The sequence below is a fragment of the Streptomyces sp. 3N207 genome (genome assembly GCF_052246355.1).
Lineage (GTDB): Bacteria > Actinomycetota > Actinomycetes > Streptomycetales > Streptomycetaceae > Streptomyces.
Map to the genome: position 1 here is coordinate 160,995 of NZ_JBQQBV010000010.1, position 13,226 is coordinate 174,220.

At 70.0% G+C, this 13,226-nt stretch carries 13 protein-coding genes; 3 read left to right on the plus strand and 10 right to left on the minus strand.

Features of this window, described 5'->3' with window-relative positions:
- Positions 1-9: 9 nt before the first annotated feature.
- The 3 genes from ACTWP9_RS17695 to ctaC are packed head-to-tail and all read right to left on the minus strand — an operon-like array spanning position 10 to position 3,145.
- Positions 10-408 (minus strand): cytochrome c oxidase subunit 4, encoded by a 399-nt coding sequence (locus tag ACTWP9_RS17695; RefSeq protein ID WP_209264814.1) that lies wholly within the window; start codon positions 406-408, stop codon positions 10-12.
- The gene (gene ctaD, locus ACTWP9_RS17700; RefSeq protein WP_443247139.1) at positions 405-2,135 is read right to left on the minus strand and encodes an aa3-type cytochrome oxidase subunit I; all 1,731 of its coding nucleotides are present in this window, start codon (positions 2,133-2,135) and stop codon (positions 405-407) included. The genes ACTWP9_RS17695 and ctaD overlap by 4 nt, the downstream gene beginning before the upstream one ends.
- Positions 2,132-3,145, minus strand: a complete 1,014-nt coding sequence (gene ctaC / locus ACTWP9_RS17705; RefSeq protein ID WP_443247140.1) for an aa3-type cytochrome oxidase subunit II — start codon at positions 3,143-3,145, stop codon at positions 2,132-2,134. Before ctaC ends, ctaD begins: the two co-directional genes overlap by 4 nt.
- Before the next feature lie 291 nt (positions 3,146-3,436).
- Between ctaC and ACTWP9_RS17710 the strand changes: the two genes are divergently transcribed.
- Positions 3,437-4,828, plus strand: a complete 1,392-nt coding sequence (locus ACTWP9_RS17710) for a cysteine desulfurase/sulfurtransferase TusA family protein (protein WP_443247141.1) — start codon at positions 3,437-3,439, stop codon at positions 4,826-4,828.
- Positions 4,829-4,844: 16 nt separating this feature from the next.
- Here the strand turns inward: ACTWP9_RS17710 and ACTWP9_RS17715 are convergent, their stop codons facing one another.
- Both ACTWP9_RS17715 and nadA read right to left on the minus strand, forming a co-directional pair.
- Positions 4,845-5,708 carry a GNAT family N-acetyltransferase gene (locus ACTWP9_RS17715; protein WP_443247142.1) on the minus strand — a complete coding sequence of 288 codons (864 nt, stop codon included), beginning with the start codon at positions 5,706-5,708 and terminating at the stop codon, positions 4,845-4,847.
- Positions 5,709-5,831: 123 nt separating this feature from the next.
- Entirely contained in the window at positions 5,832-7,010 is a 1,179-nt protein-coding gene (nadA, locus tag ACTWP9_RS17720; protein WP_443247143.1) for a quinolinate synthase NadA, read from the minus strand.
- A gap of 234 nt (positions 7,011-7,244) precedes the next feature.
- Here nadA and ACTWP9_RS17725 point away from each other — a divergent pair, with 234 nt between their 5' ends.
- The gene (locus ACTWP9_RS17725) at positions 7,245-7,598 is read left to right on the plus strand and encodes a HesB/IscA family protein (RefSeq protein ID WP_443247144.1); all 354 of its coding nucleotides are present in this window, start codon (positions 7,245-7,247) and stop codon (positions 7,596-7,598) included.
- Positions 7,599-7,726: 128 nt separating this feature from the next.
- Here ACTWP9_RS17725 and ACTWP9_RS17730 read toward each other — a convergent pair whose 3' ends face one another.
- The gene (locus ACTWP9_RS17730) at positions 7,727-9,100 is read right to left on the minus strand and encodes a hypothetical protein (RefSeq protein ID WP_443247145.1); all 1,374 of its coding nucleotides are present in this window, start codon (positions 9,098-9,100) and stop codon (positions 7,727-7,729) included.
- 141 nt (positions 9,101-9,241) lie between these two features.
- Complete coding sequence (locus ACTWP9_RS17735; protein WP_443247146.1) at positions 9,242-9,454, minus strand: hypothetical protein; 213 nt, start codon at positions 9,452-9,454, stop codon at positions 9,242-9,244.
- A gap of 162 nt (positions 9,455-9,616) precedes the next feature.
- Here ACTWP9_RS17735 and ACTWP9_RS17740 point away from each other — a divergent pair, with 162 nt between their 5' ends.
- Positions 9,617-10,591: a carbohydrate kinase family protein gene (locus ACTWP9_RS17740; RefSeq protein ID WP_443247147.1), complete on the plus strand. Its 975-nt coding sequence runs from the start codon at positions 9,617-9,619 to the stop codon at positions 10,589-10,591.
- Between the two features lie 190 nt (positions 10,592-10,781).
- Here the strand turns inward: ACTWP9_RS17740 and ACTWP9_RS17745 are convergent, their stop codons facing one another.
- The 3 genes from ACTWP9_RS17745 to pspAA form a co-directional block, all read right to left on the minus strand.
- Positions 10,782-11,474: a response regulator gene (locus tag ACTWP9_RS17745; RefSeq protein ID WP_443247148.1), complete on the minus strand. Its 693-nt coding sequence runs from the start codon at positions 11,472-11,474 to the stop codon at positions 10,782-10,784.
- Positions 11,471-12,787, minus strand: coding sequence for a sensor histidine kinase (locus ACTWP9_RS17750; RefSeq protein WP_443247149.1), 1,317 nt, complete (start codon positions 12,785-12,787; stop codon positions 11,471-11,473). The genes ACTWP9_RS17745 and ACTWP9_RS17750 overlap by 4 nt, the downstream gene beginning before the upstream one ends.
- 143 nt (positions 12,788-12,930) lie before the next feature.
- Entirely contained in the window at positions 12,931-13,209 is a 279-nt protein-coding gene (gene pspAA, locus ACTWP9_RS17755) for a PspA-associated protein PspAA (RefSeq protein WP_443247150.1), read from the minus strand.
- Positions 13,210-13,226: the final 17 nt, after the last annotated feature.

Below are 13,226 nucleotides of genomic sequence, written 5' to 3' on the forward strand. Positions count from 1 at the left end.
CGCGTCCGGCTACTGGGTGCGGTTCTGACCGTGGTAGTACTCGAACACCCAGCCGAACAGGCCGATCAGCAGCACCGGGGCCGAGACGTACACCAGCCACCAGCCGAGGGCCACGCCCAGGAAGGCGAAGGCGCCACCGAGGCCCAGCACCAGCGGCTGCCAGCTCCACGGGCTGAAGAAGCCCAGCTCGCCGGCGTCGTCCGCGACATCGGCCTCTTTGTTGTCCTGGGCTCCGGTGTCGACCCGGCGCGCGGTGAACGCCAGGTAGTAGCCGATCATGATGGACAGACCGAAGGCCAGGAAGAGGCCGGTGGTACCGACCGGCTCCTTCGACCAGAGCCCGTAGGTGATGGCGACTGCCAGCAGGAAGACCGACAGCCACAGGAACATCTTGCCCTGGATCTTCACTTCCCGGCCTCCTTGCTGCCGGCGAGCGCCTTCTGTTCCCTGTCCACGTTCTCCAGCTCGTCAAGCGCGGAGATCTCCGGGTGGTGCAGGTCGAAGGCCGGGGATTCGGAGCGGATACGGGGCAGGGTGAGGAAGTTGTGCCGCGGAGGCGGGCAGCTCGTCGCCCATTCGAGCGAACGGCCGTAGCCCCACGGGTCGTCCACCTCGACCTTCTGACCGTACTTGTGCGTCTTCCAGACGTTGTAGAAGAACGGCAGCAGCGACATGCCCAGCAGGAACGAGCTGATGGTGGAGATGGTGTTCAGCGCGGTGAAGCCGTCGGCCGCCAGGTAGTCGGCGTACCGGCGCGGCATTCCCTCGGCGCCCAGCCAGTGCTGCACCAGGAAGGTGCCGTGGAAGCCGATGAACAGCGTCCAGAAGGTGATCTTCCCGAGCCGCTCGTCCAGCATCTTGCCGGTGAACTTCGGCCACCAGAAGTGGAAGCCGGCGAACATCGCGAAGACCACGGTGCCGAAGACGACGTAGTGGAAGTGCGCGACGACGAAGTACGAGTCGGAGACGTGGAAGTCCATCGGCGGCGAGGCCAGGATGACACCGGTCAGACCACCGAAGGTGAAGGTGATCAGGAAGCCGATGGTCCACAGCATCGGTGTCTCGAACGACAACGAGCCCTTCCACATCGTGCCGATCCAGTTGAAGAACTTCACACCTGTCGGCACTGCGATCAGGAAGGTCATGAACGAGAAGAACGGCAACAACACGCCGCCCGTCACGTACATGTGGTGCGCCCAGACGGTCACCGAGAGGCCGGCGATGGCGATGGTGGCGCCGATCAGACCGATGTAGCCGAACATCGGCTTACGGCTGAAGACCGGGATGACCTCGGAGACGATGCCGAAGAACGGCAGCGCGATGATGTACACCTCTGGATGGCCGAAGAACCAGAAGAGGTGCTGCCACAACAGCGCTCCGCCGTTGGCCGAGTCGAAGATGTGCGCCCCGAACTTGCGGTCCGCCTCCAGGGCGAACAGCGCGGCGGCCAGCACCGGGAAGGCCAGCAGCACCAGCACACCGGTGAGCAGCACGTTCCAGGTGAAGATCGGCATACGGAACATCGTCATGCCGGGTGCGCGCATGCAGATGATCGTGGTGATGAAGTTGACCGAGCCGAGGATGGTGCCGAAGCCGGAGAGGGCGAGGCCCATGATCCACATGTCGGCGCCGACGCTCGGCGAACGGACCGCGTCCGAGAGCGGCGAGTAGGCGAACCACCCGAAGTCGGCCGCGCCCTGCGGGGTGAGGAAGCCGCCCACCGCGATCAGCGAACCGAAGAGGTAGAGCCAGTAGGCGAACATGTTCAGCCGCGGGAAGGCCACATCGGGCGAGCCGATCTGCAGCGGCATGATCCAGTTCGCGAAGCCGGCGAACAGCGGGGTGGCGAACATCAGCAGCATGACCGTGCCATGCATGGTGAACGCCTGGTTGAACTGCTCGTTCGACATGATCTGCATGCCGGGACGGGCCAGTTCGGCGCGCATGAAGAGCGCCATGACGCCGCCGATGCAGAAGAAGACGAACGACGTGATCAGGTACAGGCTGCCGATCTTCTTGTGGTCCGTCGTTGTCAGCCAGTCGACAACGATCTGTCCTGGCCGCTTGGGGCGCCTGGGGGTTGTCGCCTCAGCCGTCGCGGCGGCGGCACCCTGGGGTTCGTTGAGGATGCTCACGGGTTATTCGTCTCCGCATTCTTGGCGCCGCCCGTGGTGGCGGTACCCGCCGGGATGTAGCCGGTCTGGCCCTTCTTCGCCAGATCCTCCAGGTGCTTTTGGTAACGCTCCGGGGAGACGACCTTCACGTTGAAGAGCATCCGGGAGTGGTCGACGCCGCACAGCTCGGCACACTTGCCCCTAAAGGTGCCCTCCCTGTTGGGGGTCACCTCGAAGCGGTTGACATGGCCCGGGATGACGTCCTGCTTCATCAGGAACGGCAAGATCCAGAAAGAGTGGATGACGTCGCGGGAGGTCAGGATGAACTGGACCTTCTCCCCCTTGGGCAGCCACAGGGTCGGACCCGGGTTGCCGTTCTGCGGGTTCTTGTCCGCCGGAGTACCGGCCGTGTAGACGCCCTCGGCCCCCTTGGGGAAGCCCTTGGTCATCCGGTCCGGGATGGCGCTCAGCTCCTTGTCCAGCGCCTTGTCCGTGTTGACGTCCGTCTTGGGGTCGCCGTCCACGTCCTCGACGTAGTTGAAGCCCCAGCTCCACTGGTAACCAACGACGTTGATCACGTGGGTGGGCTTCTTGGAGGTCGCCAGAAGCTTGGTCTCGTCCCGGGCCGTGAAGTAGAACAGCACCGCGATGATGATGATCGGGACCACGGTGTACAGAGCCTCGATCGGCATGTTGTACCGGGTCTGCGGCGGGATCTCGACCTTGGACCGGGAGCGCCGGTGGAAGATGACGCTCCACAGGATCAGACCCCACACCAGCACGCCCACGGCGAGCGCGGCCGCCCAGGAGCCCTGCCACAGGGAGAGGATCCGCGGCGCCTCGTCCGTTACCGGGGTGGGCATACCGAGGCGGGGGAAGTCCTTTGATGTGCAACCGGTCGCGGTCGCCAGGACCAGGCCCGCGGCCAGCGCCTGCTGCAGCTTCCGCCGCATCGGGCGCCGCGACGTGGGGGTACCGCCCACGGCGCCCGAAGGGCGCCCGTGGGGGAGGTCGGAGCCGTTGGGACTCACGTAGCGCCTTCCCGAGAGTCTCGCCCGCGTCGGTCGGGCGCGGCCCTCTTACGTGGTCGGGCGCCGGCCCAGGCGCGGGCAGGGGTTTGGATGTTTATGCGGACCAAACCCTAGCCGACGCCATTTGGGGTCGCGCGGGGAGGGGGCGTAACGCGCCGCGCGCCACCCTCGCGCCACCCTGATGGGGTGGAATGCCGCCCGGGCACCGCTGAACTGACGCTCTGCAGGCCGGTTCCCGGCTGATTGCGGCGCCGGATTCGCGCGGTGCGGATGCGGCGGTAGCGTACAAGTGTGTCCTATTTTGATGCCGCTTCCTCGCTCCCGCTCCATCCCGTCGCACGACAGGCGCTGCTGGCGTCGGTGGACGAGGGGTGGGCCGACCCGGGCCGTCCGCACCGCGAGGGCAGACGGGCGCGGATGCTGCTGGACGCCGCGCGCGAGACCGCGGCCGAGTCCGTCGGGTGCCGTCCCGACGAGCTCCGTTTCACTTCTTCGGGTACGCAGGCGCTGCACACCGGGATCACCGGGGCGCTGGCCGGACGGCGCCGGGCCGGGCGGCGGCTGGTCGTCTCGGCGGTGGAGCACTCCGCGGTGCTGCACACCGCCGAGGTACACGAGCGGGCCGGGGGTTCCGTGCGCCGCGTCGGCGTCGACCGTACGGGGCGGGTGGACGCACAGGAGTGGGCCCGGGCGCTCGGCGAGGACTGCGCGCTGGCCTGTCTCCAGTCCGCCAACCACGAGGTCGGCACCGTCCAGCCGGTGGCGGAGGTGGCCGCGGCCTGCGCCGAGGCGGGCGTCCCGCTGCTGGTGGACGCGGCACAGTCGCTGCCCTGGGGGCCGGTGGAGGGGGCCTGGTCGCTGCTGACCGGCAGCGCCCACAAGTGGGGCGGTCCTGCGGGCGTCGGGCTGCTCGCCGTACGGAAAGGGGTGCGCTTCGCTCCGCAGGGGCCGGTGGACGAACGGGAGTCCGGGACCGCGCCCGGCTTCGAGAACATCCCCGCCATCGTCGCCGCGGCGGCGGCGCTGCGGGCCGTGCGGGCCGAGGCCGACGCCGAGGCCGCCCGGCTGCGGGCGCTCGTCGACCGGATCCGGGCCCGGGTGCCCGAGCTGGTGCCGGACACCGAGATCGTCGGCGATCCGGTACGGCGGCTGCCGCATCTGGTGACCTTCTCCTGTCTGTACGTGGACGGCGAGGCCCTGCTGCACGCGCTGGACGCGGCGGGCTATTCGGTCTCCAGCGGCTCGTCCTGCACCTCCAGCACGCTGACTCCGAGCCATGTGCTGCGGGCCATGGGGGTGCTGTCGGAGGGCAACGTAAGGGTGTCGCTGCCCCCGGGGACGGCGGAGAGCGATGTGGACCGGTTCCTGGAGGTGCTGCCCGGCGCCGTCGAGGGCGTACGGGCACACCTGGGCGCCGCGGCCGGCACCGCCGCCGGACCTTCGCCGTCCGGTGCCGCATCCGAGGTCACCGTCGATGCGCTGGGCAAGCTGTGCCCGCTGCCGGTGATCGAGCTGGCCAAGGTCATCGAGGACGTGCCCGCCGGGGGCGTGGTCCGCGTCCTCGCCGACGACGAGGCGGCGCGGCTCGACATCCCCGCCTGGTGCGAGATGACGGGGCACGCCTTCGAAGGCGTGGAGGGCGTGGAGTACCGGGTGCGGCGGGCGGAACAAGACGCCGGTTGAGCCGCCCCGGCCGCCCTCAGAGGAAGGCGCCGGACGGGATGTACGGCGACGGAGGCCGCAGCCCGCGGAGGCAGACGAATCCCTCGGCGCGGAGTTCCAGCCCCGCGCGGAGCCCGACGTCGACGGCCCACTGCTGGTCCGCGGTGACGTCCTCCACCTCCACGACGACGCCCTCCGGCACGCCGAGCAGTGCCGCGCTCAGTACCCGGGTGGCGAGCCGCCGGGAGGTGGCGCCCAGCAGCTCGACCTTGCCCTCCTCGCTGATGTAGCAGTAGCCGCTGCCGGCCAGGTCGTCGGCGACGACCAGCCGGTTGTGCCGCATCAGGAACTCGTGGTCGGGTCCGTGTGCGCCGCCGCGCAACCGCCGGTCGACGGAGTCGAGCAGGTCGCGGTCGCGCGGGCCGCCCGCGACCGCCGCGCCCTCGACGGTGCCCAGCCCTGCCCGGTCGACGACGCCGCGCATCCGGATGGTGGGGTGCAGTTCGAACCCGGCCTGCCGGTAGATCCGGGCGGCGGCCGGGTGCCGGGAGCAGCAGATGATGCCGCGCAGACAGCCGCGCCCGTACTCCAGCGTGCGCTGGAGCAGCGCACGCCCGACACCCTTGCCCTGGAGGCCGGGCAGCACCACGAGGAGGGCCAGGCCCCAGGTGCCCTCCCGGATATGGGACTGCGCCGCGCCGACGGCCTGGCCGCTCTCGTCCTCGGCGAGCCAGCTGCCCGCGGGGTCGTGCCGGACGATGTGCCTTACCTTTTCGCGGCTGCGGGTCGCCTGCGGCGGGGCATCCCCTTTGAGGGCGTGCGGGGTCCCGAACGCCGCCTCGGCCAGCTTCCGTATGGTCTCCGCGTCGTCCTCGGTGTCCCTGACAGGTCGCAGCAACATCCGCGCACGCTACGCTGCGCGACGGGCCGCCTCAATGGTGTTGCTGAGGGGGTGCCCCTGCCCGACGTCGCAGACTGCGGGTGCACTGTGGCCGAGCGCGCAGTTCCCCGCGCCCCTTCGGGGCTACGGCAGGGCCAGCATCCGTTCCAAAGCCAGCTTGGCGTACTTCTCCGTTTCCGCGTCGACCTGGATGCGGTTGACGACGGTGCCGTCGGCCAGCGATTCCAGCGCCCACACAAGGTGGGGCAGGTCGATGCGGTTCATCGTCGAGCAGAAGCAGACGGTGCGGTCGAGGAAGACGATCTCCTTGTCCTCGGCGGCGAACCGGTTGGCCAGCCGCCGTACGAGGTTGAGCTCGGTGCCGATGGCCCACTTGGAGCCGGGGGGAGCCGCTTCCAGCGCCTTGATGATGTACTCCGTGGAGCCGACCTGGTCGGCCGCGGCGACGACCTCGTTCTTGCACTCGGGGTGCACCAGCACATTGACGCCCGGGATGCGCTCGCGTACCTCGCGGACCGACTCCAGGGAGAAGCGGCCGTGCACGGAGCAGTGGCCGCGCCACAGGATCATCTTGGCGTCGCGGAGCTGCTGCGCGGTCAGTCCGCCGTTCGGCTTGTGCGGGTTGTAGACGACGCAGTCGTCCAGCGACATGCCCATGTCGCGGACGGCGGTGTTCCGGCCGAGGTGCTGGTCGGGCAGGAAGAGCACCTTCTCCCCCTCGGCGAACGCCCACTCCAGGGCCCGCTTGGCGTTGGAGGAGGTGCAAATGGTGCCGCCGTGCCGGCCGGTGAACGCCTTGATGTCGGCGGAGGAGTTCATGTACGAGACGGGGACGGTCACTTCGGCGACCCCGGCCTCGGTGAGAACGTCCCAGCACTCGGCGACCTGTTCGGCGCTGGCCATGTCCGCCATCGAGCAGCCGGCCGCCAGATCGGGGAGGACGACCTGCTGCGCTTCGGAGGTGAGGATGTCGGCGGACTCGGCCATGAAGTGCACGCCGCAGAAGACGATGTACTCGGCCTCCGGGCGGGCCGCGGCGTCCCGGGCCAGCTTGAAGGAGTCACCGGTCACATCGGCGAACTCGATGACCTCGTCGCGCTGGTAGTGGTGGCCGAGCACGAAGACGCGGTCGCCGAGCTTCTCCTTCGCGGCGCGGGCACGGGCCACCAGGTCCGGGTCGGAGGGGGCGGGGAGGTCGCCGGGGCACTCGACTCCGCGCTCGCTCCTGGGGTCGGCCTCACGGCCGAGCAGCAGCAGCGCGAGCGGGGTCGGCTGTACGTCCAGCGGCTGGGCGGCACTCACAGGACCAGCCCTTTCTGTAGCTCAGTTCGACTTCGCGTCGGATTCTCGTCTAAGTGACGTTATCTATCATAACCGCTTCATGTCAGTTTGACGATGGCCATCGCGTCGATGTGACGCATTCCCAGCCGCTCCGGCGGTGTGCGAGCATGAAGTGACGCTCCTGGAATGAATCCGGGATGCCGACGGTTGAGCCGACGGTAAGAGAGCAGTCCGTACAACCCGGGAGAGAAGCAGATGTCCGTTTCGGACGAGACCGCTGTAAGCGAGGGCATCATCCTGTCCGACGCCGCCGCCGCGAAGGTCAAGAGCCTGCTGGAGCAGGAGGGCCGCGACGACCTGGCGTTGCGCGTCGCCGTCCAGCCGGGTGGCTGCTCCGGCCTGCGGTACCAGCTCTTCTTCGACGAGCGCGCGCTCGACGGCGACGTGGTCAAGGATTTCGACGGCGTCAAGGTCGTCACCGACCGGATGAGCGCGCCCTACCTCGGCGGCGCCTCCATCGACTTCGTCGACACCATCGAGAAGCAGGGCTTCACGATCGACAACCCGAACGCCACCGGCTCCTGCGCCTGCGGCGACTCGTTCAACTAAGGCCCCCGCGGTCGGCCGCTGCCGACCGTACGAGGCCGTGACAAGGGCGGCGGACTCCCCCCACCAGGAGTCCGCCGCCCTTGTCGTTCCCAGGGGCGGCGCCGGCCGCTACGCGCCGGCTGCCCGGATCACTTGCGGGGCAGCTTCTCGCCGTCCCGCGCGTCGACCACCTTGCGGTCGCCCAGCTTCTTGTCGAGCTCCACCTCGGCGGTCTGCCGCTTGGCGATCTTGACGCAGACCTTCTTGCCATCCTTCTTCTTGGCCTCGATCTTGACCTTCACCGTGGAGCCGGACTCGTCGGCGGTGGCCTTGTAGGTGTCGCACACCCCGCCCCAGAAGGTCAGCTTCAGGGTGCGGCCCTCCGTCTTGTACGACTCGATCGCCTGCGTGGGCTGCTTGCCGCCCGAGCCGACGTCACCGCTGCCCGGTTCCGAGGGGTGGCCGGAGGTCTTCGAGGGCTTGAGGTACTGCTGCTTCACGGCCGGGTGGGTGACCTTGAGGTCCCCGCCGCCGGGCCGCTTCACCTCGTAGATCCACGCCGGGACGAGCAGCGGCTTGCCGTGCGAGCGCTCCAGCGAGAGCCCGAAGGCGGCACCCCCGATCTTCGTCGGCTCGTCGCCCTGCTCCCCCTCGTCCCCATGACCGCCGCGCGACTGGCTCGCCTTGTTCATCTCGTCGAGCGTCGCGGTGGCACTCTGCACCGGGTAGACCTCGCCCTTGTCGGTCTTGTTCCAACTGCCCTGCGCCCGGGTGATGGTGCCCTTGTCGTCCACCACGAAGGTGCTGTCCCAGCCGTGTGTCGGCAGATGGTCCACCCTGGGCGAGGCAGTGACCGTACGAGTGCCGCCGACCGGCGACCCGGCGTCCAACGTGGCGTCCTCCAGCCCGAGCGCGCGCAGCGCGGGGCGTACGGCGTCCTCCGCCTTCTTCTCGGAGAGGGGCTTGCCGCCAGGTGCGGGGTCGGGGTCGGCGTCCAGCGGGACGGTCTGGCCGTTCTGGTACGTCCACGCGCCGCCGGCGCCCCCGCGCTCGGCGGTCAGCCGGGGTCCCTTGCCCTGGCCGCCGCCCGCCTGCCAGCGGCCGTCCTGGTCCTTGACGGCGCCCTTGACGTGCAGCGCCTCGGCGAGCTTCGCCACCTGCGCGCGGCTCACATCGTGGCCCGGCTTGTAGACGGCTGCGGCCTTGGGGCCGTCCGGCAGTTCGCCCTCGGCGCGATAGCCGCGCGGGCCCATCGGCTCGCCGGGCGCGACGCCCTCGCCGCTGTCCCGGGCCGAGGTGGTGGTGCCGTCCAGGGCCAGCCGCGGGGGGCCGCCGTCGGGGCTGCGGGCGGCATCCGTGCTGCCCGCGCCGTTCGTGCCGTCGGAAAAGGCGGTGGATGCCCAGTACGCACCGCCCCCTCCGGCCACCAGGACCGCGGCGGCCACGGCGCCGACGGTAAGCTGCCGCCGCCTGCTCCGGGGTGCCGGCCGGCCCTCGGTCTCGGGGGACTGGTCTGTACTCACCGAAAACTCCTTTGGCTCCGCGTCCATGAGCCCTCCCACATGCGGGGAACACTCATGCCCCCTCATGCGGGGGACGTGAGTGGGACGGGGACCGAAAGCGGACGGTTCCCGCACGGCGCGCTCCGTGACAGAGTCGGCCGTTCAGTCGCCGTACTCGGACATCCCGTCCAGGAGGCGTGCGGAGCGTATCGGGACCCGCACGCCGTGCAGCGAGGCCGGACGGACGGGGCGCCGTTCCTCGGGCACCGCGGGCCGGACCGTCCAGTGCGGGACCATCCGCGCGCAGTCGCCGAGCAGTTGCTCCATCGACTCGTGCTCGGCGTGCTCGACCGGGAAAGGCGCTGTTTTCCACATGAGGATCACGCTACGCATCGGATGAGCTGCCCGGAAGACCCTACTATGAGGTAGTTGTGTCCTGTTCGGCTCAGGGGACCCAGCGGGTAGCGTGGCGAGCGCCTTCCCCTCGTGCGCTGGACGTACGGGGGTACCCGATGTCTCTCAGGAGCAGAATTCGTCGTGCGTATCGCAGTCTGCGGCTCCATCGCAAACGACCACCTGATGACCTTCCCGGGGCGCTTCTCCGACCAACTGGTCGCCGACCAGTTGCACACGGTCTCGCTCTCCTTCCTCGTCGACCGCCTCGACATCCGCCGAGGCGGCGTCGGCGCCAACATCGCTTTCGGCATGGGCCAACTCGGCGTGCGGCCGGTCCTCGTCGGCGCGGCAGGAGAAGACTTCGAGGAATACCGCGCCTGGCTCGAACGGCACGGTGTGGACACCGAGTCCGTGCACATCTCCGAGGTCGCGCACACCGCACGATTCGTCTGCACCACCGACGCGGACAACAACCAGATCGGCTCGTTCTACACCGGCGCCATGAGCGAGGCCCGGAACATCGAGATCAAGTACGTCGCCGACCGCGTCGGCCGGCTCGACCTCGTGCTGATCGGTGCCGACGACCCCGAGGGGATGATGCGCCATACCGAGGAGTGCCGTACCCGCAGCATCCCCTTCGCCGCCGACTACTCGCAGCAGATCGCGCGGATGGACGGCGAGGGCATCCGCAACCTCACCGACGGCGCGACCTACCTCTTCTCGAACGAGTACGAGAAGGAACTGATCGAGACCAAGACCGGCTGGAGCGACGAGGAGGTCCTCCAGCGCGTCGGCACGCGCGTCACCACGCTCGGCAAGAAGGGGGCCCGCATCGACCGGGCGGGCGAGGAGCCGATCGTCGTCGGCGTCGCCGAGGAGAAGCAGAAGGCCGACCCCACCGGGGTCGGCGACGCGTTCCGTGCCGGTTTCCTCTCCGGGCTGGCCTGGGGAGTCGGTCTGGAGCGCGCCGCGCAGGTGGGGTGCATGCTGGCGACTCTCGTCGTCGAGACGGTCGGTACGCAGGAGTACGAGTTGAAGCGGGTGCACTTCATGGAGCGCTTCACCAAGGCGTACGGACACGATGCCGCCGCCGAGGTCCAGGCCCACCTCCCCTGAGGGCCCCAGCGTTGCCGGGGGGCCCAACACTGGGCCCCCCTCCCGTTGTTGGGGCCCCGGGCAGTGGATGACAGCACCCAAGGCGGCGGGCAGACAGCGGGTGCTGCCTACTCCCTCACCCACGGACGGCATGGAGTACTCCGCCGCAGGTCCCCTTCTGCCGCCGGGCGCGTCCTCCGGCCGCAGTACGTCACTCCGAGAGGGAGGGCCGCACCAGTCCGCTCTCGTACGCGGCCACCACCAACTGCGCCCGGTCCCGGGCGCCGAGCTTGGCCATGGTGCGGTTGACGTGTGTCTTGATCGTGAGCGGGCTGACGTCGAGCCGTGCGCCGATCTCGTCGTTGGACAGCCCGGCGGCCACCTGGGCCAGCACCTCGCGTTCGCGTGCGGTGAGCACGTCCAGCCGGGCCGCGCCGCGCCCCTCGGCGGCAGGGTCGTCCGGGTCCGAACTGCCGCCCTGGGCAAGGAACTTGGCTATCAGTCCCTTCGTCGCCGCCGGGGAGAGCAGGGCCTCGCCCTTGGCCGCCGTGCGGATCGCGGCGAGCAGTTCGCCCGGCTCGGCGCCCTTGCCGAGGAACCCGGAGGCCCCGGCGCGCAGCGAGCTGACCACGTACTCGTCCACCTCGAAGGTGGTGAGGATGACGACCTTGACGTCGGCCAGCGCCGGGTCGGCGCTGATGGCGCGGGTGGCGGCCAGACCGTCGGTGCCGGGCATCCGGATGTCCATCAGCACCACGTCCGCGCCCTTTTCGCGGACCAGCGCCACAGCCTGCTCCCCGTCGGCCGCCTCGCCCACGACCTCCATGTCCGCCTCGGAGTCCACCAGCACCCGGAACGCGCTGCGCAACAGCGCCTGGTCGTCGGCGAGTACGACTCGGATCATGCGGGGGTCTCCTTCCGGGGAGCCGTCGTCTGCAGCGGCAACCGTACGCGGACCCGGAAGCCGCCGCCGGGCAGCGGTCCGGTCTCGCACGCGCCGTGCAGCGCGGCGGCCCGCTCCCGCATCCCGACCAGGCCGTGCCCGCCGCCCGCGCTCTCCGCGGGGTGGGCGGCGTCGGGATCGGCGGGGTCGCCGGCGGGGGTGGCGTCCTCGGGGATGGTGTGGGTGGTGCCCGCGCCGTCGTCGATGACCACGATCTCCAGCGCCTCCGCGTCCCGCCGTATCCGCACCTCGGCATGGGCGCCGCTGCCCGCGTGCTTCTGCACGTTGGTGAGGGCTTCCTGGACGACGCGGTAGGCGGTCAGGTCAACCGCCGAGGAGAGCGGCGCCGCCGCGCCGGGCGGCGAGGTGTCCACGACGACGGACATCCCGGCGTGCCGGAAGCCGTCCACCAGCTCGTCCAGCACCTCCAGCCCCGGTGCGGGTTCGGTGGGTGCGGTGCTCTCCCCGGACTGCCGCAGCAGCCCGACGGTGGTCTGCAGCTCGGCGAGGGCGTGCCTGCTGGCGTCCCGGACGTGTGCGAGTGCCTGTTTGGCCTGGTCGGGGCGCTGGTCCATGACGTGCGACGCCACCCCGGCCTGTACGTTGACCAGCGCAATGTGGTGGGCGACCACGTCGTGCAGTTCCCGGGCGATCCGCATCCGCTCCTCCGCGACGCGGCGCCTGGCCTCCTCCTCGCGGGTGCGTTCGGCCCGCTCGGCGCGCTCCCGGATGGCGTTCACGAAGGCACGCCGGTTGCGGACCGCCTCACCGACGGCGGCGGCCAGCGCGGTCCAGGCGAGGATGCCGAGGTTCTCCTGCGCGTACCACGGGCGAGCCCCGAAGAGCATGCTCGTGGCGGTGAGCACTCCGACGGTGACGGCGCCGACCCGCCAGCTCGTGCGGCGGTCGGTGGTGTTGGTGACGGTGTAGAGCGCGATGACCGCGGCCATGACGAGCGGCGCCTCGGGTGCCGAGCCGGCGTCGGATCCCTGACCGGTGACGAGCGCGACGACGGAGATCAGGCCGGTCAGCAGCAGCACAGGCATCGGGGCCCGGCGGCGCAGCGCCAGTACTCCGCAGGTGAGGACTGCCAGCAGCACGGTCTGCCCGCTGATCTCCCGCTCCGCGAACCGGGGCTGGCCGTTCGGGCCGTGCGGCTCGGTGGCGGCGCCGAGGAGGATGCAGCCGAACGTGCCCAGGGCGATGAGGGCGTCGACCGCGTAGGGGTGCGCACGAAGTCGCTCGCGGATGTCGCGGAGTGTCACGGCAGGCACCGTAGGCCCGGCTCTCCTGAAGTGTGTGCTGTCGGATCTGCTCTTGCAGGTCGCGTTGTGCGGTGGTGCGTATGGGCTGTGCGGGGGGGCGCGTGTGGGGGGTCGGGAACGGGGCCCGCCTGTGCGGGGTGCCGGCGCCGGGGCTAGCCGGGGATGAGTCCGCCGTCGCCGAGCATCTGCCGCACCTCGTCCAGGCCGGCGTCGGGGGCCGGCAGGATCAGCTCGGAGGGTTCGAGTGCGTCGTCGGGAAGCGGGCTGCCCAGTCTGCGGACGGCTTCGAGCAGCGCGTGGAGGGTGCGGCGGAAGCCGGCCTCGTCACCGCTCTCCATCTCCGCGAGCAGCTCGTCGTCGAGCTTGTTCAGTTCGACGAAGTGGCTGTCGTCCAGCCTGACCTGGCCTTCGCCCATGATCCGTACGATCATGACGTTCTCCTCCTCCG